General features: G+C 44.6%; 20 protein-coding genes. 9 read left to right on the top strand and 11 right to left on the bottom strand.

The window, feature by feature from the left end; translation table 11 throughout:
* Positions 1–95: 95 nt before the first annotated feature.
* From susC to susG, 5 genes are all read left to right on the top strand, one after another.
* Positions 96–3,110 (top strand): starch-utilizationTonB-dependent receptor SusC, encoded by a 3,015-nt coding sequence (gene susC, locus ACHLI0_RS16220; protein WP_113747940.1) that lies wholly within the window; start codon positions 96–98, stop codon positions 3,108–3,110.
* A gap of 21 nt (positions 3,111–3,131) precedes the next feature.
* Positions 3,132–4,787, top strand: a complete 1,656-nt coding sequence (gene susD, locus ACHLI0_RS16215; RefSeq protein ID WP_490749683.1) for a starch-binding outer membrane lipoprotein SusD — start codon at positions 3,132–3,134, stop codon at positions 4,785–4,787.
* A 34-nt stretch (positions 4,788–4,821) separates the two neighbouring features.
* Positions 4,822–5,985 carry a starch-binding outer membrane protein SusE gene (gene susE, locus ACHLI0_RS16210; RefSeq protein WP_490749682.1) on the top strand — a complete coding sequence of 388 codons (1,164 nt, stop codon included), beginning with the start codon at positions 4,822–4,824 and terminating at the stop codon, positions 5,983–5,985.
* 25 nt (positions 5,986–6,010) lie between these two features.
* Positions 6,011–7,468, top strand: a complete 1,458-nt coding sequence (gene susF / locus ACHLI0_RS16205) for a starch-binding outer membrane protein SusF (RefSeq protein ID WP_490749681.1) — start codon at positions 6,011–6,013, stop codon at positions 7,466–7,468.
* 109 nt (positions 7,469–7,577) lie between these two features.
* Complete coding sequence (susG, locus tag ACHLI0_RS16200) at positions 7,578–9,656, top strand: alpha-amylase SusG (protein ID WP_490749680.1); 2,079 nt, start codon at positions 7,578–7,580, stop codon at positions 9,654–9,656.
* Positions 9,657–9,798: 142 nt separating this feature from the next.
* Here susG and ACHLI0_RS16195 read toward each other — a convergent pair whose 3' ends face one another.
* From ACHLI0_RS16195 to pta, 6 genes are all read right to left on the bottom strand, one after another.
* Positions 9,799–10,563, bottom strand: coding sequence for a UDP-2,3-diacylglucosamine diphosphatase (locus ACHLI0_RS16195; RefSeq protein ID WP_490749679.1), 765 nt, complete (start codon positions 10,561–10,563; stop codon positions 9,799–9,801).
* Between the two features lie 46 nt (positions 10,564–10,609).
* Positions 10,610–10,921, bottom strand: a complete 312-nt coding sequence (locus ACHLI0_RS16190) for a metal-sulfur cluster assembly factor (RefSeq protein ID WP_011108936.1) — start codon at positions 10,919–10,921, stop codon at positions 10,610–10,612.
* Positions 10,922–10,968: 47 nt separating this feature from the next.
* Positions 10,969–11,664: a RadC family protein gene (gene radC / locus ACHLI0_RS16185; protein WP_008767010.1), complete on the bottom strand. Its 696-nt coding sequence runs from the start codon at positions 11,662–11,664 to the stop codon at positions 10,969–10,971.
* Between the two features lie 11 nt (positions 11,665–11,675).
* The gene (locus tag ACHLI0_RS16180) at positions 11,676–12,767 is read right to left on the bottom strand and encodes a glycosyltransferase (RefSeq protein WP_490749678.1); all 1,092 of its coding nucleotides are present in this window, start codon (positions 12,765–12,767) and stop codon (positions 11,676–11,678) included.
* Between the two features lie 157 nt (positions 12,768–12,924).
* A complete protein-coding gene (locus ACHLI0_RS16175) occupies positions 12,925–14,124 on the bottom strand; it encodes an acetate kinase (RefSeq protein WP_008762632.1) in 1,200 nt (399 codons plus the stop codon).
* A gap of 28 nt (positions 14,125–14,152) precedes the next feature.
* Positions 14,153–15,172 (bottom strand): phosphate acetyltransferase, encoded by a 1,020-nt coding sequence (gene pta, locus ACHLI0_RS16170; protein WP_490749677.1) that lies wholly within the window; start codon positions 15,170–15,172, stop codon positions 14,153–14,155.
* Between the two features lie 196 nt (positions 15,173–15,368).
* On the opposite strand from pta, the gene ACHLI0_RS16165 reads away from it, so the two are divergent.
* From ACHLI0_RS16165 to ACHLI0_RS16150, 4 genes are read left to right on the top strand one after another with little or no spacing between them, the layout of a single operon-like run.
* Positions 15,369–15,812 (top strand): CidA/LrgA family protein, encoded by a 444-nt coding sequence (locus tag ACHLI0_RS16165; protein ID WP_008767012.1) that lies wholly within the window; start codon positions 15,369–15,371, stop codon positions 15,810–15,812.
* The gene (locus ACHLI0_RS16160) at positions 15,809–16,504 is read left to right on the top strand and encodes an LrgB family protein (protein WP_008762629.1); all 696 of its coding nucleotides are present in this window, start codon (positions 15,809–15,811) and stop codon (positions 16,502–16,504) included. The genes ACHLI0_RS16165 and ACHLI0_RS16160 overlap by 4 nt, the downstream gene beginning before the upstream one ends.
* A gap of 55 nt (positions 16,505–16,559) precedes the next feature.
* Complete coding sequence (locus ACHLI0_RS16155) at positions 16,560–17,477, top strand: DUF2156 domain-containing protein (protein ID WP_008767013.1); 918 nt, start codon at positions 16,560–16,562, stop codon at positions 17,475–17,477.
* 13 nt (positions 17,478–17,490) lie between these two features.
* A complete protein-coding gene (locus tag ACHLI0_RS16150) occupies positions 17,491–18,510 on the top strand; it encodes a GNAT family N-acetyltransferase (protein ID WP_490749676.1) in 1,020 nt (339 codons plus the stop codon).
* Here the strand turns inward: ACHLI0_RS16150 and ACHLI0_RS16145 are convergent.
* The 5 genes from ACHLI0_RS16145 to ACHLI0_RS16125 all read right to left on the bottom strand — a co-directional run bounded on the left by ACHLI0_RS16145 (position 18,493) and on the right by ACHLI0_RS16125 (position 25,289).
* Positions 18,493–19,638 (bottom strand): glycoside hydrolase family 88/105 protein, encoded by a 1,146-nt coding sequence (locus ACHLI0_RS16145; RefSeq protein WP_234118940.1) that lies wholly within the window; start codon positions 19,636–19,638, stop codon positions 18,493–18,495. The genes ACHLI0_RS16150 and ACHLI0_RS16145 overlap by 18 nt on opposite strands.
* A gap of 4 nt (positions 19,639–19,642) precedes the next feature.
* Positions 19,643–20,938 (bottom strand): alpha-l-rhamnosidase, encoded by a 1,296-nt coding sequence (locus ACHLI0_RS16140; RefSeq protein ID WP_490749675.1) that lies wholly within the window; start codon positions 20,936–20,938, stop codon positions 19,643–19,645.
* Positions 20,939–20,941: 3 nt separating this feature from the next.
* A complete protein-coding gene (locus tag ACHLI0_RS16135) occupies positions 20,942–22,009 on the bottom strand; it encodes a glycoside hydrolase family 43 protein (RefSeq protein WP_055220483.1) in 1,068 nt (355 codons plus the stop codon).
* A 253-nt stretch (positions 22,010–22,262) separates the two neighbouring features.
* Positions 22,263–24,158, bottom strand: a complete 1,896-nt coding sequence (locus ACHLI0_RS16130; RefSeq protein WP_490749674.1) for a family 43 glycosylhydrolase — start codon at positions 24,156–24,158, stop codon at positions 22,263–22,265.
* A gap of 294 nt (positions 24,159–24,452) precedes the next feature.
* Positions 24,453–25,289, bottom strand: a complete 837-nt coding sequence (locus ACHLI0_RS16125; RefSeq protein WP_490749673.1) for a BT_3044 domain-containing protein — start codon at positions 25,287–25,289, stop codon at positions 24,453–24,455.
* Between the last annotated feature and the right edge of the window lie 58 nt (positions 25,290–25,347).

Here is a 25,347-nt window from a genome sequence, read left to right as displayed (position 1 = left end):
GAGCACTAAAAATGATGACGAAGAGAAGGTTTTCAATAGGTATTTCTTAAGAGAGAATGAATAGAGATTTTACAATTAACTTTAAAGACAAAAACATGAAAAAAGGAAACTTTATGTTCAAGGTCCTGCTTACGCTTATAGCCGGAATATTCTTGTCCGTTGACGCATTTGCTCAACAAATAGCCGTCAAAGGAATGGTAAAAGACGCAACAGGCGAACCGGTTATCGGTGCCAATGTTGTGGTGAAAGGCACTACCACCGGAACGATTACCGATTTCGATGGCAACTTCCAGTTGTCTGCCAAGCAAGGCGATATAATAGTAGTTTCATTTATCGGGTACCAGCCACAGGAACTTCCCGTCGCCGCACAAATGAATGTAATACTGAAAGACGATACGGAAATACTGGACGAAGTAGTAGTCATCGGTTACGGTCAGGTGAAAAAGAACGATATGACCGGTTCGGTAATGGCTATCAAGCCCGATGAACTAAGTAAAGGTATTACGACGAATGCTCAGGATATGTTATCCGGTAAAATTGCCGGTGTCAGCGTGATCTCCAATGACGGTACACCGGGCGGTGGCGCACAAATCCGTATTCGTGGCGGTTCTTCATTGAATGCAAGCAATGACCCGCTGATCGTTATTGACGGTCTGGCTATTGACAACGAAGGTATCAAAGGGATGGCAAACGGTTTGTCAATGGTTAACCCTGCGGACATCGAAACCCTTACTGTACTGAAAGATGCCTCTGCAACTGCCATTTACGGTTCGCGTGCATCCAATGGTGTCATTATTATCACCACCAAGAAAGGAAAGAACGGACAAGCTCCCAGCGTAAGCTATAACGGCTCCGTATCCTTCTCCAAAACTCAAAAACGTTATGATGTACTGAGCGGAGACGAATACCGCGCTTACGCCAATCAGTTATGGGGTGACAAATTACCGGCAGATTTAGGAACCGCCAATACAGACTGGCAGGACCAGATATTCCGTACAGCTGTCAGCACCGACCATCATGTTTCTATCAACGGAGGATTCAAGAACCTGCCTTACCGTGTATCTTTAGGTTATACAGACGACAATGGTATTGTGAAAACATCCAACTTCCGACGCTTCACTGCTTCCGTGAACCTGGCTCCTTCCTTCTTTGAAGATCATCTGAAGTTCAACATCAATGCCAAATTCATGAACGGTAAAAACCGCTATGCCGATACAGGTGCCGCCATTGGCGGGGCATTGGCCATCGACCCTACCCGTCCGGTTTATTCTAACGAAGACCCTTACCAGTTTACAGGCGGCTACTGGCAGAATATTAATTCTACCACAGGTTTCAGCAATCCGGACTGGAGATATACGTCCAATCCGAACTCTCCCCAAAATCCGCTGGCTGCACTGGAACTCAAAAATGACAAGGCAAACAGCAACGACTTTGTTGGAAATGTAGACGTTGACTATAAATTCCATTTCCTGCCTGACCTCCGTCTGCACGCAAGCATAGGTGGAGAATATGCGGAAGGTACGCAGACTACGATTGTTTCTCCATACTCATTCGGCAATAATTATTATGGTTGGAATGGCGACGTAACCCAATATAAATACAACCTTTCGTACAACATATATGTACAGTATATCAAGTCTTTGGGTGCAAACGACTTTGACATCATGGTCGGTGGTGAAGAACAGCACTTCCATCGCAACGGATTTGAAGAAGGCCAGGGCTGGGACTCCTATACACAAGAACCCCATGACGCCAAATTGCGCGAACAGACAGCTTATGCAACCAGAAATACACTGGTCTCTTACTTCGGCCGTCTGAACTACTCCCTGCTGAACCGTTACTTGTTTACCTTTACCATGCGTTGGGATGGCTCGTCACGTTTCTCTAAAGATAACCGCTGGGGTACATTCCCGTCATTGGCACTGGGATGGAAGATTAAAGAAGAAAACTTCCTGAAAGATGTAAATGTCCTGTCTGATCTGAAATTGCGTTTAGGCTGGGGTATTACCGGTCAGCAAAACATAGGTGATGATTTTGCTTATCTTCCTCTGTATGTAGTCAATAACGAGTATGCCCAGTATCCTTTTGGCGATACGTATTACTCTACTTCCCGCCCGAAGGCTTTCAATGAAAACCTGAAATGGGAAAAAACGACCACATGGAATGCCGGACTGGACTTCGGATTCCTGAATGGAAGAATCACAGGCGGCATCGACGGATACTTCCGTAAAACGGATGACCTGCTGAACAGCGTTAAGATTCCCGTCGGAACTAACTTCAATGCCCAGATGACACAGAATATCGGTTCACTGGAAAACTACGGTATGGAATTTTCCATCAATGCCAAACCGATTGTGACTAAGGACTTCACTTGGGACCTCAGCTATAACATTACATGGAACCACAATGAAATCACCAAGTTGACAGGTGGCGACGACAGCGATTATTACGTAGAAGCAGGCGATAAGATTTCCAGAGGTAACAATACCAAGGTACAGGCGAATAAAGTAGGTTACGCTGCCAATTCTTTCTACGTTTACCAGCAGGTATACGACGAAAATGGCAAACCTATTGAAAATATGTTTGTTGACCGTAACGGAAACGGAACGATAGACAGCGGAGACAAATATATCTACAAAAAACCGGCAGGCGATGTTTTGATGGGACTGACCTCCAAAATGCAGTATAAGAACTTTGACTTCAGCTTCTCCTTACGTGCCAGTCTGAACAACTATGTGTACTATGACTTCCTGAGCAACAAAGCCAACGTCAGCACTTCGGGACTGTACTCCAATAATGCATATAGCAACACCAGCGCCGAAGCTGTCGCACTCGGTTTCAGCGGACAAGGTGATTACTACATGAGCGACTATTTTATACATAACGCATCATTCTTACGTTGTGATAACATCACGTTAGGTTATTCTTTCCAGAATCTGTGGAAGACTCAAACCTACAAAGGTGTTGGCGGGCGTGTATATGCTACTGTACAGAATCCGTTCATTATCAGCAAGTACAAAGGCCTTGATCCGGAAGTAAAAAGCGGTATCGACGCCAATCCATATCCCAGAGCAATGACTTTCTTATTAGGTTTAAGTCTGCAATTCTAACATTCATTAAATCAATTTATCATGAAAACAAAATATATCAAACAGCTATTTTCAGCCGCACTGATCGCAGTTCTCTCTTCGGGAGTAACTTCATGTATCAACGATCTGGATATTAGTCCCATCGACCCTCAGACAGGAGGTAGTTTCGACCAGCAGGGAGTATTTGTGAAAGGATATGCCATGTTGGGTGTAACCGGACAAAAGGGTATCGACGGCTCTCCTGACCTCGACGGACAAGACGAAGGCGAATCCGGTTTCTATCGTACCACTTTCAACTGCAACGAACTGCCTACCGACGAATGTCTTTGGGCATGGCAGGAGAATCAGGACATCCCCCAGCTTACAAGCATTAGCTGGAGTCCTTCCAGCCAGCGCACAGAGTGGGTTTACGTCCGTTTGGGATATGACATCACACAATACAACTTCTTCCTCGACCAGACCGAAGGCATGACAGATGCAGAAACACTGCGCCAACGTGCGGAAATACGTTTCCTGCGTGCCCTCCATTATTGGTACTTCCTCGACTTATTCGGTAAAGCTCCGTTCAAGGAACACTTTAACAATGACTTGCCTGTCGAGAAGAAAGGTACGGAACTCTATACCTACATTCAGAATGAACTGAACGAAATTGAAGGTGATATGTATGAACCTCGCCAGGCTCCCTTCGGACGTGCAGACAAAGCCGCCAACTGGTTGCTCCGCGCACGTTTGTACCTGAACGCAGGCGTATACACCGGACAAACCGATTATGCAAAAGCGGAAGAATATGCCAGCAAAGTGATTGGCTCAGCATATAAGCTATGTACAAATTACAGCGAACTTTTTATGGCCGATAACGACGAGAATGAAAATGCCATGCAGGAAATCATTCTGCCTATCCGTCAGGATGGAGTGAAGACACGTAACTATGGCGGTTCAACTTATCTGGTTTGTGGTACTCGTGTAGCCGGTATGCCCCGTATGGGAACAACGAACGGTTGGTCCTGTATCTTTGCCCGTGCAGCAATGGTACAAAAGTTCTTCTCCAATCTCGAAGATGTGCCGATGCTGCCCGCCGATGTTGAGATTCCAACCAAAGGCTTAGATACAGATGAGCAGATCGATGCTTTCGATGCAGAATATGGCATCAGAACAGAAGACATGATCAAAGCTGCCGGTGACGACCGTGCCTTGCTATACTCTGGTGTAGGAGGCGGCAGACGCAAAATTCAGACAGATGCGATCAGCGGATTCACCGATGGCTTGTCGATTGTAAAATGGCAGAATTACCGCTCTGACGGAAAACCCGTCAGCCATGCTACTTATCCTGACACAGATATTCCTTTGTTCCGTTTGGCAGAAGCATACCTGACACGTGCGGAAGCCATTTTCCGTCAGGGAGGAGACGCCACAGGAGACATCAATGAACTTCGCAAACGCGCCAACTGTACAAGAAAGGTACAGACCGTAACCGAACAGGAACTTATCGACGAATGGGCACGTGAATTCTATCTGGAAGGTCGCCGTCGTTCAGACTTGGTTCGTTTCGGTATGTTCACAACCAATAAATATCTTTGGGACTGGAAAGGTGGAGCAATGAACGGAACATCTGTCGCTTCATACTACAACAAATATCCTATCCCTGTATCGGATATAAACAATAACAGGAATATGTCACAAAATGAAGGCTATAAATAACCAAGAGTTCATCCTTATATAAAAGAATGCCATTATGAAAAAAATATCCAACATATTACTCGCTGTCACCTTCGCGCTGCCTCTATTTACAGCCTGCGAAACAGACAATGACAGCAATCCGACCCTGAACGAGCCCGATACATTCACGCTCAATACGCCCGCGTATGCAGCCAACAATGTATATGACCTGAAGAATGCCCAGACTGTAGAACTCACTTGTTCGCAACCGGACTACGGTTTTCCGGCAGCTACCACCTACACGGTACAAGCCTCATTTGAACAGGATTTCATAGAAGCGACAGATGAGAGCAAAGCCAACTATACAGTGTTGGAAAGCACCTCCCCGACAGCAAAGATCAATGTGGATGCCTCCGAACTCAACAATGCGCTTCTCGATTTGTGGACAGCCGTGAACGGAGAGCAGGCAGAACTCCCTACCGAACCGGTAGCTGTATATATCCGCCTGAAAGCCAACATCACAAGCAGTGGAAAAGGAGTATGTCTTTCCAATGTGATTGAGTTGCCCAACGTTCTGATTTCCAAGAGCACCAGTTCATTGACACCTCCCAAGACGATGTTCATTGTAGGTTCTATGCTGGATGCCGACTGGAAAGTATGGAAACCGATGGCAGGTGTCTACGGTATGGACGGCCAGTTCTATTCAATGATTTACTTCGATGCCAACTCCGAGTTCAAGTTCGGAACAAAGGAAAACGAGTATATCGGCATTAACGACAACCGCGTGACGGTTACCGACAAAGCCGGAGCAGGAGTCAGCGGCAGTGACAATTTCGTCGTAGAGAACGCCGGATGGTATCTCTTCTACGTCAAAGCGGCTGTCAAAGGGGATGACTATCAGTTTACCATTACCTTCTATCCGGCTGAAGTATATTTGTTCGGTAACACAACCGGCGGTTCGTGGGCATTCACCGACGAATGGAAGTTTGCGGTTCCCGCTACCAAAGACGGCAACTTCGTATCTCCTGCCATGACTGCAAGCGGAGAAGTCCGTATGTGCTTCAAGACAGACCTCGACTGGTGGAGAACTGAGTTTACACTCCACGACGGTGAAATCTTCTATCGTGATTTCAACCTTATTGACAGTTGGACAGAAAAAGGAGACGGTTATTCCGTACAGGGTTCAGCCGGCAATGTGATCCATCTGAACTTCACGGCAGGTACAGGAGAAAAGAAGTAATTAACTTTAAAAAGAACGATTCATCATGAAAAAACATTTAATATACACAGGGATGTTTCTGGCAGCAATCGGATTTTCTGCCTGTAACGAAGATTTCAAGGACTGGGCTGATCCCCAGTCCAATCCCCAGGAAGAGTCGGCGGGACAGTTTACTGCAACTTTCACAGCAGGCAAAGACGCCAGCATCGTCATGGACGCGGCCACAGCCGATTCCGTAGAAATTGCAAAGTTAAGCTCGACCACAGCCGAAGAAGGCAGTAAGATCGCTGTCAACTCTTTGACACTGAATGAGAATCACACCATTCCATTTTCCATGACGGAAGATCATGTCTTTAAAGTAGCCTTGTCACAACTGGACAGTGTGACGCAGGAAGCCTACAAAAGCCGTGCAAGCGTGGTACGTGAATTGAAAATCTCTATCAATGCTTCTGCCGTAACTCCTTCCGGTGAAGGTATTCAACTGGTGGGAAATGAAGTAAGCATCACCTTGCAGCCTGCCACAACTCCGGCTGTTGATCCCGACGGCTATTATATAGTCGGTGATTTCACAGGCTGGGACGGCAACAGTGCCCAACAGATGAAGAAGGACGCTCTCGATGAAAACCTGTATATACTGGAAGCAGAAATAGAAAGTACTTCGAACTTCAAGATTTTCCCGGCTTCAGCTATTAACGGAAACGAGATAGACTGGACCAAAGCCTTGGGAAGTAGTGTAGACGGTGATGACTCCGGTGATAATTTTGTTACCTGGACGAATGCGGAAGCCATTAATACAGCACTGGACGGTAAAATCAAAATCTCGTTCGATGCCTTCAACTACCGTTTTACAGTGAAAGACAACAGTGCGCCCACCGAACTTTATATGACCGGCAGCGCATACAACTGGGGAACTCCTGCCGGTGATCCGAATGCTTGGAAAGCACTTGTTCCGGTCAACGGAACGAAAGGAACTTTCTGGGGAATCTTCTATTTCGCAGCTAACGATCAGGTGAAGTTTGCACCGCAAGCCAACTGGGGCAATGACTTCGGTTTTGTAGATGCTATCTCACAGGAATCCAAAGACCTTGCCGGATTGTCGGACGAAGGCGGTAACATAAAAGTCGGTATAGCCGGCTGGTACTTAGTATATGTCTCCGTTATCGGCGATGACAAAGCGGTAGAATTTGAAAAGCCTAATGTATATCTGATGGGCGATACCTCATACAACGGCTGGGACGCTCAACTGGTAGAACAGGACTTATTTACCGTGCCCGGAACGGCTGATGGTGAATTTGTTTCTCCGGCATTCCTGAAAGATGGCGCAGTGCGAATCTGCGTAAATCCGAAAGCTGTCTCTGCCGGCGACTGGTGGAAAACAGAGTTTATCATCTTCGACGGAGAAATAGCTTATCGGGGCAACGGCAGTGACCAAGCTGCAGTACAAGGTAAAACCGGACAAAAGGTTTATCTGAACTTCGGCAACGGAACAGGCCGTATCGAATAATACTACAAGAAATCAGAGAAACAGGGAATGGCCGTCGCGAATACAATGAAATCGGGGCGGCCACTGTTTTTTAAGAGACTACACTTATTGTCTTTAATACATCATCATTATGAATAAACATCTTCATTTTTTATCTCTTTTGTGGTTGTCAATGCTCATGGCATTCATGACCGCTTGCAGCGATGACAAAAATATCACCGAGCCTGCTCCGGAACCCGAACCGCCCGTCGAAGGGCAATGGACCGCACTGACCGCCTCTCCCGACACATGGGACGAGACCAAACGGGCAGACATCTCCTACCAGTTACTGGTCTATTCCTTCGCCGACAGCGACGGAGACGGATATGGAGACCTGAATGGCGTCACCCAAAAGCTGGACTATCTCAACCAGCTGGGCGTGAAAGCCCTCTGGCTCTCTCCCATCCACCCCTGTATGTCTTACCACGGATATGACGTCACAGACTACACCAAAGTCAATCCGCAGCTCGGCACAGAAAGCGACTTCGACCGCCTGGTTACGGAAGCCCACAACCGGGGCATCAAGATTTATCTGGACTACGTAATGAACCACACCGGCACAGACCATCCGTGGTTTACCGAAGCCAGTTCATCATCCGAAAGCCCGTATCGCAATTATTATTCTTTCTCCGAAGACCCGAAGACAGATATCGCAGCAGGCAAAATCGACATGATCACCCAAGAAGGCGCAGCCGGATACAATGCCGCAGAATGGTTTCAAGTTTCTGACGAGACCGCTGCCGTGAAAGGACTGCTGAAATTTACACTGGACTGGAGCAACGCATCTTCCCCCATCCTTGTCGTTTCCACAGGAACCAAAGCAGACGAGGATAATCCGGACACAGGCACCGACAACGCCAAATACTTATACTACGGAGAAGACATCTGCAAAAAGTTTTATGACAAAGGAAACAACATCTATGAACTCACCGTCGACTTTGAGTCCACTTGGGGGCTTCTGATCCGTACCAGCAATGCTTCTTCCTGGCCATCCGGAACAAAATACGGCGCCTCTTCCTCGTCCGAGAAACTCGCACTGAACAAGGATTTCAAACTGACCAACGCCGGCAGCCCTGCCAACATCATGTTCGACAGCCAGCAGATCACCTATTTCCATTCTCATTTCTGCACCGACTGGTTTGCCGACCTTAACTACGGCCCTGTAGACCAGGCAGGAGAATCACCGGCATATCAGGCAATAGCAGATGCCGCCAAAGGATGGATTGCCCGTGGTGTGGACGGCCTCCGCCTCGACGCCGTGAAGCACATCTACCACAGTGAGACCAGCGAAGAAAATCCTCGCTTCCTGAAAATGTTCTATGAGGATATGAACGCCTATTACAAACAAAAAGGACATACGGACAACTTCTATATGGTAGGCGAAGTGTTGTCGGAATACGATAAAGTGGCTCCTTATTATAAAGGTCTGCCTGCCCTTTTTGAATTTTCTTTCTGGTACCGACTGGAATGGGGAATCAACAACAATACCGGATGTTATTTTGCCAAAGACATCCTTTCTTACCAACAGAAATACGCCGACTATCGAAGCGACTACATCGAAGCTACGAAACTGAGTAACCATGACGAAGACCGTACATCGTCCAAGTTGGGCAAATCCGCCGACAAATGCAAACTGGCAGCCGCTGTCTTACTCACTTCCGCCGGACATCCCTACATCTATTACGGTGAAGAACTGGGACTTTACGGAACAAAGGATAACGGAGACGAATATGTGCGCAGCCCGATGCTATGGGGAGATAGCTACACTACCAACTACACAGACAAGACAGATGCCACCGTTTCGAAAAACGTGAAAACGGTAGCAGACCAACAAGCCGATACCCATTCACTTCTGAACATATACCTCTCCCTCACCCGATTGCGTAACACCTATCCGGCACTGGCAGAAGGAAGTATGACCAAACATTCCGTCTACAACGAATCACAGGAAAAAGACTATAAGCCGATTGCCGCCTGGTATATGACCAAGGACAACGAGAAACTGCTTGTCATCCACAATTTCGGCGGAGCGGCCATGCAACTTCCGCTGACAGACAAGATTGAAAAAGTATTGTTTGTGAATGGCGAGGCGCAACAAAATACAGACAGCGACAGTTACACCTTGAAACTGGGAGGATATGCCTCTGTAGTATTCAAGTTGAGCAACTAAATACATCAAGACCACGTCTTCATACATTCATCATCTAAAAAATAGAATGAATCTGAAGACGTGGTCTTGACTTTTTACGGTTTCTATCCATCTTAAAGAAACCTTATATCAGTCGAAATATCAGCACTTTAATGAATAAGAATCAAACTTGTGTTTCTCCTTCTATATATTCTTCCAAGAAAAGATTCTCCCCATCGAATACAGCGTACGAAAAGAAATTGATCCAGTCTCCAAGAATCAGCACACGGGAAGTAGCACTCAACATTAAATCCAGTTCAATGTGACGATGTCCATAGATGAAAAAGTTGATATTAGGATGACTCTTCAGATATTCTTTTGTATAAAGTACCAGATGTTCCTTATTCTCCCCCATGTAATCCGGTTCTTTGCCGTCCACCCGCTTTTCACGGCTATGTTTTGCCCACGTCAAGCCCAGTTCCACACTCCAACGGGGATGAATAGCAGAAAACAGTGTCTGAAGTGTTGCACTGTGAAACATCCAGCGCAGCAACTTGAACTTCTTGTCCGGGTCACCCAATCCGTCACCGTGAGCCAGATAAAACTCTTTTCCGTATATTTCGGTAGTCAATGCTTCACGATGAATAATCACTCCGCATTCTTTAGAAAGATAATCCCCACACCAGATATCATGGTTGCCGATAAAGAAATGTACCTCCACTCCCATATCCGTGAGTTCGGAGAGCTTTCCTAAAAAGCGGGTGTATCCTTTGGGAACCACTAACCGGAATTCATACCAGAAATCGAACATATCTCCCAACAGGTAAACGGCAGAAGCTTTATGCTTGATACTGTCGAGGAAGTTCACCAAGCGCCGTTCCTGTGTACGTCCATGTTCTATGGCACGCGAACCAAGATGCGCATCGGAAAGGAAATAAACGTTCTTCATGAGTTTTGAGTTTAGAGTTATCAGTTTTATGTTTTGAGTGATGAGATTACAGGAATCCGAGTTCCAGTTTTGCTTCCTCACTCATCATATCTTTATCCCATTCCGGTTCGAACACAAGGTTGATAGTGGCGGTTGTCACCCCTTCCACCGATTCTACTTTCTGGCGGATATCTTCCATGATGAAATCGGCTGCCGGACAGTTAGGAGCAGTCAGAGTCATATCAAGCACTGCTTCCCCATTGTCGGAGACGTCTATCTTATAAATCAGTCCAAGATCGTATACATTCACCGGAATCTCAGGATCGTACACCGTCTTTAGCATGGCTACGATCTTTTCTTCTATTTTAAATTTTTCCATAGGGCTTTTCTTATTAATATGTATTGCAAAGATAAGAATAAATTTATTCAGAGCAGCCCTTCGTCGGCAAAACTGTAAAACTTATCCTCACAAACAATAACGTGGTCTATCAGGCGAATGTTCATTGTGTCGGCTGCCCGGCGGATGTGTTCCGTCAGCGTCCGGTCCGGTTGGCTGGGTTGGATATTTCCCGAAGGATGGTTATGCACTACGGCTATTTGCGTGGCTCTTTGCAGCAGTGCTTCACGAAGAATGGTACGTACATCCGTATACGTTCCGTCTATTCCGCCGGTGCTGATACGTACCTTGTCGATCAGTCTCGTCGCCTGATTCAAGAGTAATACCCAGAACTCTTCCTGTTCAAGGTCGCACATAACAGGCTGGAAGATGTCGTAGATATCTCTTGAACAAGAGATGCGGGGGCGTTCTTGGATATTTTGCAGTTTCCGTCGCTTACCGAGTTCCAGAGCAGCCATTACAGTGATGCTCTTTGCCGGTCCCATTCCTTTAAAACGGGAATAGTCGCAGACTTCCCACTTTGCCAAGGAGTTCAGATTGTTATCACAAGAGAGAAGCAAACGCCTCATCAGTTCGACAGCACTTTCTTCCGTATTTCCGGAGCCTATTAATATGGCGAGTAGTTCGGCATCACTCAATGCGGCTGCTCCTTTCTCCATCATTTTCTCCCGGGGACGGTCTTCCAGCGCCCACTGGTTGATGGATAGTTTGTGTTTGCTTTCCATGATCAAATCACTTACTTATAAAAATTCTTTTGAAAAGCCTCGAATTCGTCCTTTCCTCTTATACAGCGCTGCCACCATGCACGCCAGAATCCCGTACCATAACCAATTAGTTGTATAAAGGAAGCAGTAATCGACAGCATTCCAATCCATAAACTGCGATTTCTGATTGTCGAATCCACGCAAACCACCAAGGAATAAAGCAGTAAGGGAAGAGGTGCTGCCAACATGGCGGCAAATCCTAAAAACAGAAGTACCATCTCACCTGTCGCACATCCGGGAACCGTTTTGGAATATAGCAGATAAAAAGCTAACAGAACGAGCCCCAACCCCAAAAGAGTCAGTAATAAAAGCAAAGAGACTCCCAGCGTGAACACTGCCGGTAGCAAATGCACCAATTTCAACGAATCGGGATATTTCTTATAAAGGTTAATGCGGGCAATGCCGGAGTTATGGACTTGCTTAAAGAACTTCTTCAAGTCTGTCCGACGTTTGTGATATACCCACGCATCGGGGAAAAGACGACAAGTATAGCCACCTTTAAAAATACGGATACTGAAGTCGATATCTTCCCCGAAGCGCATTTTAGAGAATCCCCCCAAAGCTTCATACACTTCGCGACGAATCCCCATATTGAAGCTACGAGGATAAAACTTGTCCATCTTCTTTTTTCCGCCACGGATGCCGCCTGTTGTAAAGAAGGAAGTCATCGAGTAATTGATGGCTTTCTGAATATCCGTAAAAGAATCGTGTGCACGGTCGGGACCGCCGAACGCATCAGCGGGAGAAGCCTGAAGTTCTTTCTCTATCGCGTCAAAATATCCTTCGGGCAAAATGACATCAGAGTCCAGTATGATAAAATATTCTCCTTCGCTTCGCTCCGCTCCATAATTACGACTTTGCCCCGGTCCGGAATTAGGTTTAGAAAAATACTTGATGTCCAACCGATCTGTATACCGATCTGCCACTTCCTTACAAGGGATGGATGAACCATCTTCAACAATAACTACTTCAAAATCTTTAAAACACTGTACAGTGAGACTTTGCAGCAATTCATCCACCTCATCGGGACGATTGTAAACGGGAATTATGACAGAATAGCGCATATCAATGAATTTATAAAATAACGATTTTGCGTAAATCCAATAAAACGAATATTGATTTGAAGCACAAAGTAAGGTAAAAAAAACGAGACTTATAAAAGAGTTAACAAAAAAAGGCGACTTCATGATAAGCCGCCTTTTTTTATTATCTCAGTTCTTCTTACTTTTTCAGAATATCCATTGTATCCGATGCAATCAACAACTCTTCATCTGTCGGAATCACTACTACTTTCACTTTAGAATCTGCAGTAGAAATAATAGCTTCCTCACCACGAACTTTTGCATTCACATTATTGTCCAGTTTAATACCCATGAATTCCATGTCTTTACAAACAGATTCACGGCATTCAAACTGATTTTCGCCTACACCACCTGTAAACAGGATGATATCTACACCGCCCAATGCCGCAGCATAAGCACCGATATATTTCTTAATACGGTAGTAGTACATCTTTTCAGCAAGGATGGCTCTTTCGTTTCCGTTAGCACAAGCGGCCAGCAGTTCGCGCATATCGCTTGATACGCCGGAAATACCCAGTACGCCGCTCTTCTTGTTCAGCAGGTTAGAAATGCCTGTCGTATTCAAGCCTTCTTTTTCCATGATAAATGTTACTGCACCGGCATCAATGTCACCGCTACGGGTACCCATCATCAAACCTTCCAACGGAGTCAGTCCCATGGTAGTATCTATACATTTGCCATCCTTGATAGCAGCGATAGAACCACCGTTACCAATATGGCAAGTGATGATTTTTTGTCCTACCGGATTAACGCCAAGGAACTCACATACACGTTTTGAAACATAACGGTGAGAAGTTCCGTGGAAGCCATAACGACGTACGCCATATTTCTCATACATTTCGTAGGGAATAGCATACATATAAGCATAATCCGGCATCGTCTGATGGAAAGCTGTATCAAATACGCCTACCTGCGGAATGTTGGGAAGAATAGCAGAAACTGCATTCACACCTTTCAAGTTGGCAGGATTGTGAAGCGGAGCCAGGTCGTTGCAGGCAGCAAAAGCTTCGAGTACTTCTTTGTTCAGCAATACAGATTCACTGAAACGTTCGCCTCCGTGTACCATACGGTGACCTACCGCATTGATTTCGTCCAGTGATTTGATAGCTCCGTATTCCGGGCTAATCAATGTATTCAGAATGAACTCCACACCAATCGTATGTTCCGGAATGTCTTTTTCGAGTACTTTCTTTTCGCCATTCGGCAAAGTCAATTTAAGGAAAGAGCCTTTCAGACCGATTTTTTCGATACCACCTTGTGCAATCACTTCTTTGGTGGTCATATCGAACAATTTATATTTGATGGATGAACTGCCACAGTTCAATACTAGAATTTTCATATTGTCTTTAATACTTAATACTTGATACTTATTTATTGTTTTTTGCTGCAATAGCCTGATTAGCCGTAATAGCAATCATACGATATACATCTTCGATGGAGCAACCACGAGACAAGTCATTCACCGGACGGGCGATACCCTGAAGGATCGGGCCGATAGCGTCGGCATGTCCCAGACGTTGTACCAGTTTATAAGAAATATTTCCTACTTCCAGACTCGGAACGATCAGCACGTTAGCCTCTCCCGCTACGGGTGAACCCGGAGCTTTGCTTGCGCCTACTTCAGGAACAAGAGCAGCATCAGCCTGCATTTCTCCGTCCAGATCAAGTGTAGGAGCCATTTCCTTAGCGATCTTGGTAGCTTCCACTACTTTATCCACTACTTCATGTTTAGCGGAACCTTTGGTAGAGAAGCTCAGCATAGCCACTTTCGGATTTTCGATACCGGCAACGGCTTTGGCAGTCTGTGCCGTACAAACAGCAATCTGTGCCAGTTGGTTAGGGTCCGGAACCGGAGTTACGGCAACGTCACCCATTACCAGAATACCGTTCTTACCATACTCGGGAGCATGAGTCAAGAGTAACATAGCACCGAATACACAAGTGATGCCCGGAGCAGTCTTGATAATCTGTAAAGCCGGACGCAGTACATTGCCTGTTGTGTTGCGGGCACCTGCCAACTGACCGTCAGCATCACCGCTCTTAATCATTAAACAACCATAAAACAAAGGATCATTCGTCAATTGACGGGCTTCTTCGATAGTCATGCCTTTCTTCTTGCGAAGCTCGCACAGCAATTGTGCATACTCTTCGTGTTTCGGAGAAGTTTCAGGATCGATAATAGTAGCTTTGCTGATGTTACCCAGTCCCCATTTCACTGCGAGTTCGTTAATTTCAGCGGGTTTACCCAGTAAAATAAGGTCAGCAACTTCATCTGTCAAAATCTGATTGGCAGCTTTTAATGTGCGTTCTTCAGTTCCTTCCGGAAGAACAATACGTTGGCGGTCTGCTTTCGCACGAGCCACGATTTGGTTGATTAAATTAAGCATAGATATATTTGAATAATATTATAAACCTTGTTACGATTTGTAATTTGCGCTGCAAAAGTACTCAATTTTGCAATATCCACATTACAATTCCGGCTAATTTTATTCTCCAAGTCTAAAATATTATAATATTTAACACTGTACTTCTATTTTTTCTACCTTTGCAGTGTTTTCAAACAAATCAATAGGTAATTAGTGTATGATACGTCAGTGTGCCATTTTATTTGGCTGTTTGGCTTTGGGTGAATTAATCGTTTATTTAACAGGGATCAAGCTCCCCTCCAGCATTATCGGTATGCTGCTGCTCACCCTTTTTTTGAAATTAGGCTGGATCAAACTGCAGTGGGTGCAGGGATTGTCCGACTTTCTGGTAGCTAATCTGGGCTTCTTTTTCGTACCTCCCGGAGTAGCATTGATGTTGTACTTCGACGTTATTGCGGCAGAATTCTGGCCTATCGTCATCGCAACAATCGTTAGCACGGCTCTCGTGCTGGTCGTAACGGGATGGGTACACCAGATTGTCCGCAAATTCAGACTGGCACGCCAGATCAAACTGGCGCGTAGCCTACGCTTATCAGACTTTCACTTGTCCGACAAGCTACATTTAAAAAACAAAACTAACTTAATGAATAAAGACAAATGAGCTTTTTAGAAAATAATTTCTTTCTGCTGGCTGTCACTTTCGGCGTTTTCTTCTTTGCCAAATTGCTTCAGAAGAAAACGGGGCTGGTATTGCTGAACCCGATCTTACTCACCATTGCCGTTCTGATTATCTTCCTTAAAATGGCAAATATCTCTTACGAGACTTACAATCAGGGAGGGCATCTCATCGAATTCTGGTTACGCCCGGCTGTGGTAGCTTTGGGGGTCCCTTTATATCTTCAGCTGGAAATGATTAAGAAACAATTGCTGCCTATCCTCCTGTCTCAACTGGCAGGGTGCATCGTCGGAGTGATCTCTGTGGTATTAATCGCCAAGTTTATGGGAGCTTCACAAGAAGTTATTCTTTCATTGGCACCTAAATCCGTAACGACTCCGATTGCCATGGAAGTGACCAAGGCTATCGGAGGTATCCCGTCACTGACGGCAGCCGTTGTAGTAGCGGTAGGTTTACTGGGAGCCATCTGCGGATTTAAGACAATGAAAATCATGCACGTAGGCAGTCCGATAGCCCAAGGGCTTTCGATGGGAACAGCCGCCCACGCTGTCGGCACTTCCACCGCCATGGACATCAGCAGCAAATACGGGGCGTATGCCAGCCTGGGATTGACACTGAATGGAATATTCACCGCATTACTGACACCGACTATCCTGCGATTATTAGGTGTTTTGTAAAAACAAAATTCTTTCATTTTCCGTTATATAAAGAGTTAAACGCAAAAAGCATTTTATGATTCCATTTAAAGACATTACACTAGCTGATAGAGACACAATAACTGCATTCACCATGAAAAGTGACCGCCGAAACTGCGATCTTTCATTTTCCAACCTCTGTAGCTGGAGGTTCTTGTACGATACTCAATTTGCAGTCATCGACGATTTTCTGGTATTCAAATTTTGGGCCGGCGAACAACTGGCATATATGATGCCTATAGGAAACGGCGATCTGAAAGCTGTATTACGGAAATTAATCGAAGATGCGGATAAGGAGAAGCATAATTTCTGCATGTTGGGAGTCTGCAGCAATATGCGTGCCGACCTCGAAGCGATTTTACCCGAACGGTTCATTTTCACGGAAGACCGTGCCTATGCCGACTATATATATTTAAGGAGTGATCTGGCTACCTTGAAAGGAAAGAAATTTCAGGCAAAGAGAAATCATATCAACCGGTTCCGTAATACGTATCCCGATTACGAATATACACCGATTACGCCCGACCGTATTCAAGAATGTCTGGATCTGGAAGCCGAATGGTGCAAAGTGAACAACTGCGACCAACAGGAAGGAACGGGAAATGAACGTCGTGCCCTCATTTATGCCTTACATAATTTCGAAGCACTCGGTCTGACCGGAGGCATTCTCCACGTCAACGGGAAAATTGTGGCATTTACTTTCGGGATGCCTATCAACCATGAAACATTCGGGGTACATGTAGAAAAGGCAGACACCAGCATTGACGGTGCTTACGCCATGATTAATTACGAGTTTGCCAACCGCATTCCCGAACAGTATATCTATATCAACCGGGAAGAAGATTTAGGTATTGAAGGCTTACGCAAGGCTAAGTTGTCTTATCAACCGGTAACTATCCTTGAAAAGTATATGGCTTGTCTGAAAGACCATCCTATGGATATGGTCAGATGGTAATAATATATAAGGTATGACGACAAAAGAAAAGGTTAAGGCATTATGGCAGTTATGTTTCGACGACAATGAAGAGTTCGTTGAAATGTACTTCAGGCTGCGCTATAAAAACGAAATAAACGTTGCTATCGAAAGTGGGGATGAGATTGTTTCCGCTCTTCAGATGATTCCTTATCCAATGACTTTCTGCGGAGATACCGTACAGACCTCTTACATTTCAGGAGCCTGCACTCATCCGGATTTTCGTGGAAACGGAGTGATGCGCGAATTACTCTCCCAAGCCTTTGCAAGGATGCTTCGTAACGGAACGTATTTCAGTACATTGATTCCCGCCGAACCTTGGCTATTCGATTATTACACCCGGATGGGATATGCTTCCGTATTCCAATATTCGGTTAAAGAGATTACCGTACCGGAATTTATTCCGTCTAAAGAAATAACAGTCACCTCTGAAGTCGGATGTCAGAAAGAAGTTTACGAATATCTAAACAGCAAACTTTCCGGACGCACTTGCTGCATCCAGCACTCCTTTGAGGATTTTCAAGTAGTCATGGCGGACCTTATCCTCAGTGACGGAATTTTGGTTACTGCCAGATCAGAAAATCAAATCAATGGATTGGCTATTGTATACAGAAGAGATAAGCAATTAATTATCAGCGAGCTTTTTGCAGAAACCAAAGATGCCGAGCACAGTCTGTTGCACCATATCAAGCAATTTACAGGATGCAGGCATATGACTCAGTTGCTTCCTCCGGAGAAAGAACAGACGCAATATCCGTTGGGAATGGCGCGAATCATCAATGCCAAAGAAGTGCTGCAACTGTACGCCTCTGCTTTTCCTGAGGACGAAATGCAACTGGAAGTATCAGATAAACAATTGTCAGTAAATAATGGCTATTACTATCTGTGTAATGGTAAATGTATGTATAGCACCGAGCGTTTGCCCGGCGCACATATACTAATGAATATCAGTGAGCTGACAGGAAGAATATTTCAGGCATTACAACCTTATATGAGTTTAATGCTGAATAAGTGATTCCAGATAACGTACCCTTTCACAAGCTGCCAGCAGGAAAGCACCGACTCCGAAGTTTGAAGTAGAATTAGCATCTACGACTTGCCCCGGTATGGCTTTCTCGCCGATGGGTTGCACATAACCGATCTTTCCGTCGGGCTGTAAAGCAACTGTTGACAAATATTTCCATGCCTTCTCAACTACAGGCTGATAATGGGCGGAGTCAAGGAAACCGTTATTGATCCCCCATTGCAGACCGTACGTAAAGAATGCCGTACCACTTGTTTCGGGTCCCGGTGCATGCTGCGCATCGAGCATACTACGCGTCCAATACCCTTCAGGTTGCTGACAAGCCGCAACAGATTTTGCCAATGTACGGAAACGGTCTATATATTCCTGGCGATACTTATCTGTTTCCGGAAGGTCTTTCAAGACTTTCGCCAGCCCTGCCAGTACCCAGCCATCACCACGTGCCCAGAAATCCTTTTTACCATTCACACTTTTGTGCTTGGGGTATACGTATTTTCCATCGCGATAGTAAAGTCCGGCTTCTTCATCATACATGATACTGTCTGCATAAGCGAGGTATTCATGCAGTTTCTCCAGGTAAAGTGGATTTTTAGTGATATTATATAGTTTGGTCATCACAGGCATTACCATATATAAACCATCCGCCCACCACCAATAATCATTGTTGGGTGTACTCATCTGATACTCCATCACCTCACGGGCACGGGCTATCTTATGCGTATCCGGTTCCAGATTATATAAATCGGCATACGTCTGAAAACAGATCTGATAATCGCCGAACAGTACATAATCATTGCTTTCGCCATAACTGTACTTCCAGTTGGCTTTATGATCCGATTTAGCGCCTTTCCACTCATTATGTTCCGCCCATCCTTTTGAGTATTCCAGGTATTCCGGTTTGTTGGTCAGGAAGTAAGCCTCCATGTTTCCGGTATGATAAGCGGCATTGTCCCAGAAAGAACGCCCGTGTTCCGGATGATTTGTCTGCCAGTAGCCATTGACTTTATAAATAATGTCAACCACTTCTGCCGAAGATGAAACTTTCTTGGTTGTGCAACCGGCACACACCGCACAGCCTACCACCAGTGCGAAAAAAAGAGTTGCATACAATTTCTTCATATCTTTATTTTTTTGTATTCGTATTCGCTTCCAGTACATATATCATTTGAGGTTCAATCTCTGCCGTGCGTTCACCGTCACCCTGACAAGTGTGCTGTACGAAGAGATTGAGCTTCCGCTGTTTCTTCCACAATTCCGTGTCATGGGACGGTTCCCAGGCATCTACGGAAAAATCCGTCAGGTCGGTGACTATCCACTTACCGTTGGCAACATCAGCAGTATGTGCCATTGAAACACGGCTGCCCCGCTCTTCGTCACGGAAAATATAGAAGATTTCTCCATCCTCTACCACAATACGCGGACGGGCAACAGGAATCATCTTAGTGCCTCCTCCTTTCAGTGTAAACGGAGTCTTGCGGTCTGTCACCTGACGATAATGCCATGCCTTCCCGTCATTCCAGACAATGCGATATTGTGGGACTTCACTGTCCGAACTCCTCCAATAAGTGGCAATATAAGGATTGCCATCAGCGTCTGCACTCATACTTGTCTGGTTTATCAATTCCGAGTTTTGTGGAATACGACAAGCATACTCTGCATTCGAAGCTGTAATCGGAAGTTTATATTGTTCACCATCCGACTTATACCAAGTCACTCCGTTATCAAAAGAACGTGCGTAGCAAAGGTCGTGGTTGGTCTCCACCTGCCAGGTTTCACGCCATACCCATGAAAGATGAATCGTACCTTTTTCGTCTACATATAGCTGCCAGTAAGCATTTCGTTTGTCTTCACCATCAATCAGAACATCCTGCACACGGACCCATTTATGGTCTTTCAATGAATAACGGTTCATCACCAGATTTCCACGTCCGGAAGAACCGGAACGGTAGACAAACAACAAATCCCCGCCTGTCAGAGGGTAAAACTCCGGATATGTAACATTTCCTTCGTCCACTCCGGTCATCGGCATTTTATCGCCCAGTTCCAGAGAACCGGGGGCGATACTGCGGCAGTAATTCAACTTGTGTCCGTGATGGTCAAAAGAAACGTGCAGATACCCTTCTCCGTCTACCATTATACTGATGATATTGTGGGCATCTTTTACATTTCCACGATATTGAGTACGATGCAATGTCCATTGCTTCGAATTTAGTTTCCGTTTGCCCAACACAAGATAGCCGTCGGCATCATAATAGCTGATATATTGCTCATCCCCATGCGTCACCAATGAATTATTGCGGAATACCGTTGTATTGACAGATGTACAACTATATCCTTTGGCAACTTCCACCAGTTTTTGCGAAAAGCATAAGGCAGAAACAGATAGTAGTAAAAAAGTAAGCAGCAGTGTCCGTTTCATGGTTTATTTTTTCTGTTTATCAGATTTCTTGTATTTGTCAGATTTCTTCTGTTTGTCAAAGACGGTCAAATCCCACTTTTCATGCCATGGGATGGTAATAGCTCCGTCTTTTATCAATACAGGAAGCCATACATAGCGCGAATCTTCGAGGTCTTTCTTTTTCCAGCGGTCAAACATGGCAATATAGGCATTCTTCTTTCCAATGACCGGTTGTACGTATGTACTCTGCGCATAGAAAGTCTTGTCTGCATCCGGACCCGTACAAGGATTACCTATCGTTTTCCATGTACCCATGATGGAATCCGCCACTGCGATTTCCGCCACATTCGGGTCCCAGCCGGTGCAGCCGGAACTTAGCATATAATATTTACCTTTATGCTTAAACACTGCCGGAGCTTCACGGGACTCTTTGATGAAATTGCGTGTAAAGCGTCCGCTTGGTTTCAGGTAATCGTCTGTCAGGAGACTGATATACATGGTTTCGTTATTTTCTGAAGAATAGAATTGATAGGCACGTCCGTCATCATCGACGAAAACTGTCTGGTCACGGCTCATCGCATTATTCGGCCGGAAACTTCCCAAGTAAGTGAATGGTCCGTTTGGAGAATCAGAGACAGCCACTCCGGCACACGCTTTGCTGTAATCGGCACTCTCTACATGTGCCCACATCACGAACTTACCAGTCTTTTTATTATAAATCACTTTCGGACGTTCCAAAACCTTCGACGGATGCAGGTCATGGTTCGGGTCCTCTTTAACTGCCGGAAGCACAATGCCCTCAAACTTCCAGTTCAGTAAATCTTTGGAAGAATAGCAGCCTACTCCTGTCACATCTGTACGGTAACACTCCCAGGTAGCCCAATCAGGCAAAATCGTTTTGCCTTTTTTATATTCTCCATACCAGTAGTAAGTACCGTCGTGGTAAAGAAGTCCCCCGCCATGGGCATTGATAGGGTTACCGTCCGTATCCTTCCACACTTCCCCGGGAATAATATAACTATTCTTCTGAGCTCGCATCTGTATTGGCAGTAACCCGATACAAACCACTACCAGTAATAACATTCTTACCATATATATTTCATTATTTTTGATGTTTCTCATTGTTCTCTGCCGACATATCACCTCGCAGTGAAATCATTCGCTCACAAAGATAACCTATACCATAAAGAAAAGAGTTCAAATATCCGTCAAAAAAGGGATATAAAAAGACCATTCTTCGCAAAATGTATAATCTTCCGGAATTTTCCCCTTTCTCATAAGGGATATTTATTGCTTTCAACAATGAATACGAGAAGTATATCCGCCGGCTTCTATATATACGATATTAATCAAAATTCCACCTATCCATCCATTTTATAAAGGGGACTCCTTTATCATCGAACTGAACAGGCAGCCAGATATAGCGTGAATCCGCCAGGCTCTTCGGACGCCACATATCCGCCATAAAGACAAATTGACCTTTCTCCGGCAAAGGCAATATATAAGTACTTTGTCCTCCAAATGTCTTATCCGCATCTTCACCGACACAAGGGTTCGGCAGTTGCTTCCATTCGCCCAGAATAGAATCAGCGGTTAGCAAACGGGCTTTATTAGGATCCCATCCCGTGCAACCGGAAGTTATCATCCAGTAAGTACCCTCTTTCTTGAATATAGCAGGAGCCTCATTGTGTCCACCGGGGAAAATACGGATATATTTTCCTGTATGACTGAGATAATCGTCGGTCAGTTCTGCAATCTGCAATGTCAGGTTATCTTCTGAGGAATAGATATGATAAGCCTTTCCGTCATCGTCCACAAATAAAGTCATATCACGGGACATTTGTCCGTCTTTCAGATCACGCTTTACGAACACCCCTTTTGCAATAGCTTCATACCACTTCGGGGTCCACCATTCCTTATACTCTTCCGGATTCCACTTCATTTTCCGTTCTTTCCGGGTCATGTTCAAGGGGTAAGCTCCCGGATTGACCCGACCGGAGCGAATGAAACGATAGGGACCGGCAGGAGAATCACTCACTGCAACGGCGGCACGCGCAGGTCCATAACCTTGTCCTTTCAGTTCTAAATGAAGCCACATGACAAATTTCCCGGTTTTCGCATTATAGATCACCTTGGGGCGTTCCATGATGCATCCTTTCTCAATATCATGCCCTTCTTCCTCAGAGACAGCTAAGGCAATACCTTCAGATTTCCAGTTATACAGGTCTGTTGATGAATAACAGTTGATTCCCTTCTCTGTGACAAAACCGGATGCAGGACGGTGTTCTCCAAACCAATAATATTTTCCTTCATGGAAAAGTATTCCGCCACCGTGCGCATTGATGACATTACCATCCGTATCTCTCCAGACCTTTCCGGAAGCGATTCCCTTTTCTTTCTGATAGACTCTTACATAATCTATTTCATACTTCATCGGCAGGGCGGCCTCATCAATCGGGCCACCGTTAATTCCGCCAATGGCGAGATTCAGTAACAGGTATTGTGGTTTTGTAAAAGGATTGGTACCTTTACCGATACTTCCATTCCTTGTGCTGCTCAGAGGGATTTCATTCAGCAGTTCATCGTCCAGATATAGTTTGATAGCCTCTTCATCCCAATCCATGCGCCAGATATGGAACTTAGATGCCCAATCGGGATCTTTGTCAGTGAAATGCGAATAAGGAGTAGCCTGACTGTCCCATTTTGCATGCCAAGGTTTGTCTGTTCCCCAAGCAGCATTGGCTAAGATATGCGGTATTCCTTTAATCTGATAATATTCCATGATATCTATCTCACCACATGAAGGCCATTCCATATTACTTCCCAATGTCCAGATAGCAGGCCATGCTCCTTTTGCCACAGGAATACGTGCCTTTATCTCAAAACGCCCATACAGAAACTCTTTCTTTCCGGCAGTAGTCACTGAAGAAGAGGTATAGTCGATAAATTCTCTCTTCTTCCGCCAATCATTACTTCCAGATACATAAAGAGGATTTTTACGGTTCTGCTCTTTCCGGGCTTCTATTATCAACAGCCCATTCTTGCAAACTGCATTGTCGGATTGATACCATTGAGCTTCTTCATTACGCGCATATCCTTGCTCAAAGTTCCATACAGAAGAGTTCAAAGGACCATCTGCATTAAATTCATCACTCCAAACAAGTTGCCAGTCTTCCTGGGCAAATGCGCATAATGAAAATGACAAGCCCATCATTAAAGTTACAATCTTCTTTATCTTCATACTAAGTTGTTTTTCTTTGGTATATCCAAACCTATTGAACTATTTATCCCTAATAAATAAAATGATTCATATTTACATCAGCAAAAATAAGACTTCAATAAAAAATAAAGGACTAGAAATCGTGCAATTAGGTCAAACTTTAGATCATATTCATTAAAATGACTCAATAAAAAGCATCTTTGCACGATTTTATACCGAATAGTAACATATAAGAAGTCATATAATCAAACGCAGGAGACAAGTTCAATCATCTCATCCCCTGCATTTACTACCTATATAAAAAATACCTATCGATTACTTCGTCATTGTACCCCTTAGGCGATACCTCTTTCCACCAGACTCGTAATCGTAACAAAATGTAAATGTGCCATCCTCAAAACTAACGGTCCCGTTAGAAACCGGAAGATTCTTCCAACTGGATACATTGAAAGTTCCATCAGATTGCCTTGCGAACACTACAGAATTATTATTAATAGCCTCAAAATACGCCTCACGACTAAGCGTAGTTACAGGTTCGGAGATAGCTTCATTGATAAAGCGAACCCGGTCTTTATCAACAGCCTTAACAACACGTGTCATATTCATAGAGGTCGGCATTACTTCATCTCCATTACCATCTATGGTATATTTCGTTGCTGTCAACTGATAATTACCCGAGAATTCATTTACAAAATTAAGGTTCATGATAAGCACAGTATCCTTAGGATGTTTTGTAAAGGTAGATACAGATTCAATCTTGAACGTCAATGCATACAACGAGTCACAATGCAACCCTGAAGATTTTATAGAGAAAGGTAAACGACCATATACTTGCCCAGCCTCAATAGTAGTAGTCATTGACGAGAATACACAAAACTCATTCTCCAATTTTCTATATTTTACCGGAGCGTCAATCATATACTTATTGTTGTACCAGTCAATGGTAATATCATTGTGCGTTAAAGTTACATCAACATCCTGATCGATATTCAAACTACCGCCCGTAGCAACAGCAATGTATGTATTTTGTGGTTCGTCTCCATAAGGTACATCAAATTTTTGTACTATGTCATAAGCCCCTACTATATATACTTGTTTAATGTATTGCTCATTTTCAAGAGGATTTTCTTCGTCACAAGATGTTAGCATCATAGCTATCACACCTATTAGATAAATTATTTTATTTAGTTTCATAATATTCTACTAATTT

This window comes from Bacteroides sp. RCH18 (assembly GCF_058231005.1).
This window is presented reverse-complemented; position numbering and strand designations above follow the sequence as displayed.

What these genes read in the sequence shown, in the direction of transcription:
- susC (WP_113747940.1), top strand. Translation starts at nt 96, where the DNA reads ATGAAAAAAGGAAACTTTATGTTCAAGGTCCTGCTTACGCTTATAGCC.
- susD (WP_490749683.1), top strand. Translation starts at nt 3,132, where the DNA reads ATGAAAACAAAATATATCAAACAGCTATTTTCAGCCGCACTGATCGCA.
- susE (WP_490749682.1), top strand. Translation starts at nt 4,822, where the DNA reads ATGAAAAAAATATCCAACATATTACTCGCTGTCACCTTCGCGCTGCCT.
- susF (WP_490749681.1), top strand. Translation starts at nt 6,011, where the DNA reads ATGAAAAAACATTTAATATACACAGGGATGTTTCTGGCAGCAATCGGA.
- susG (WP_490749680.1), top strand. Translation starts at nt 7,578, where the DNA reads ATGAATAAACATCTTCATTTTTTATCTCTTTTGTGGTTGTCAATGCTC.
- ACHLI0_RS16195 (WP_490749679.1), bottom strand. Translation starts at nt 10,563, where the DNA reads ATGAAGAACGTTTATTTCCTTTCCGATGCGCATCTTGGTTCGCGTGCC.
- ACHLI0_RS16190 (WP_011108936.1), bottom strand. Translation starts at nt 10,921, where the DNA reads ATGGAAAAATTTAAAATAGAAGAAAAGATCGTAGCCATGCTAAAGACG.
- radC (WP_008767010.1), bottom strand. Translation starts at nt 11,664, where the DNA reads ATGGAAAGCAAACACAAACTATCCATCAACCAGTGGGCGCTGGAAGAC.
- ACHLI0_RS16180 (WP_490749678.1), bottom strand. Translation starts at nt 12,767, where the DNA reads ATGCGCTATTCTGTCATAATTCCCGTTTACAATCGTCCCGATGAGGTG.
- ACHLI0_RS16175 (WP_008762632.1), bottom strand. Translation starts at nt 14,124, where the DNA reads ATGAAAATTCTAGTATTGAACTGTGGCAGTTCATCCATCAAATATAAA.
- pta (WP_490749677.1), bottom strand. Translation starts at nt 15,172, where the DNA reads ATGCTTAATTTAATCAACCAAATCGTGGCTCGTGCGAAAGCAGACCGC.
- ACHLI0_RS16165 (WP_008767012.1), top strand. Translation starts at nt 15,369, where the DNA reads ATGATACGTCAGTGTGCCATTTTATTTGGCTGTTTGGCTTTGGGTGAA.
- ACHLI0_RS16160 (WP_008762629.1), top strand. Translation starts at nt 15,809, where the DNA reads ATGAGCTTTTTAGAAAATAATTTCTTTCTGCTGGCTGTCACTTTCGGC.
- ACHLI0_RS16155 (WP_008767013.1), top strand. Translation starts at nt 16,560, where the DNA reads ATGATTCCATTTAAAGACATTACACTAGCTGATAGAGACACAATAACT.
- ACHLI0_RS16150 (WP_490749676.1), top strand. Translation starts at nt 17,491, where the DNA reads ATGACGACAAAAGAAAAGGTTAAGGCATTATGGCAGTTATGTTTCGAC.
- ACHLI0_RS16145 (WP_234118940.1), bottom strand. Translation starts at nt 19,638, where the DNA reads ATGAAGAAATTGTATGCAACTCTTTTTTTCGCACTGGTGGTAGGCTGT.
- ACHLI0_RS16140 (WP_490749675.1), bottom strand. Translation starts at nt 20,938, where the DNA reads ATGAAACGGACACTGCTGCTTACTTTTTTACTACTATCTGTTTCTGCC.
- ACHLI0_RS16135 (WP_055220483.1), bottom strand. Translation starts at nt 22,009, where the DNA reads ATGGTAAGAATGTTATTACTGGTAGTGGTTTGTATCGGGTTACTGCCA.
- ACHLI0_RS16130 (WP_490749674.1), bottom strand. Translation starts at nt 24,158, where the DNA reads ATGAAGATAAAGAAGATTGTAACTTTAATGATGGGCTTGTCATTTTCA.
- ACHLI0_RS16125 (WP_490749673.1), bottom strand. Translation starts at nt 25,289, where the DNA reads ATGATGCTAACATCTTGTGACGAAGAAAATCCTCTTGAAAATGAGCAA.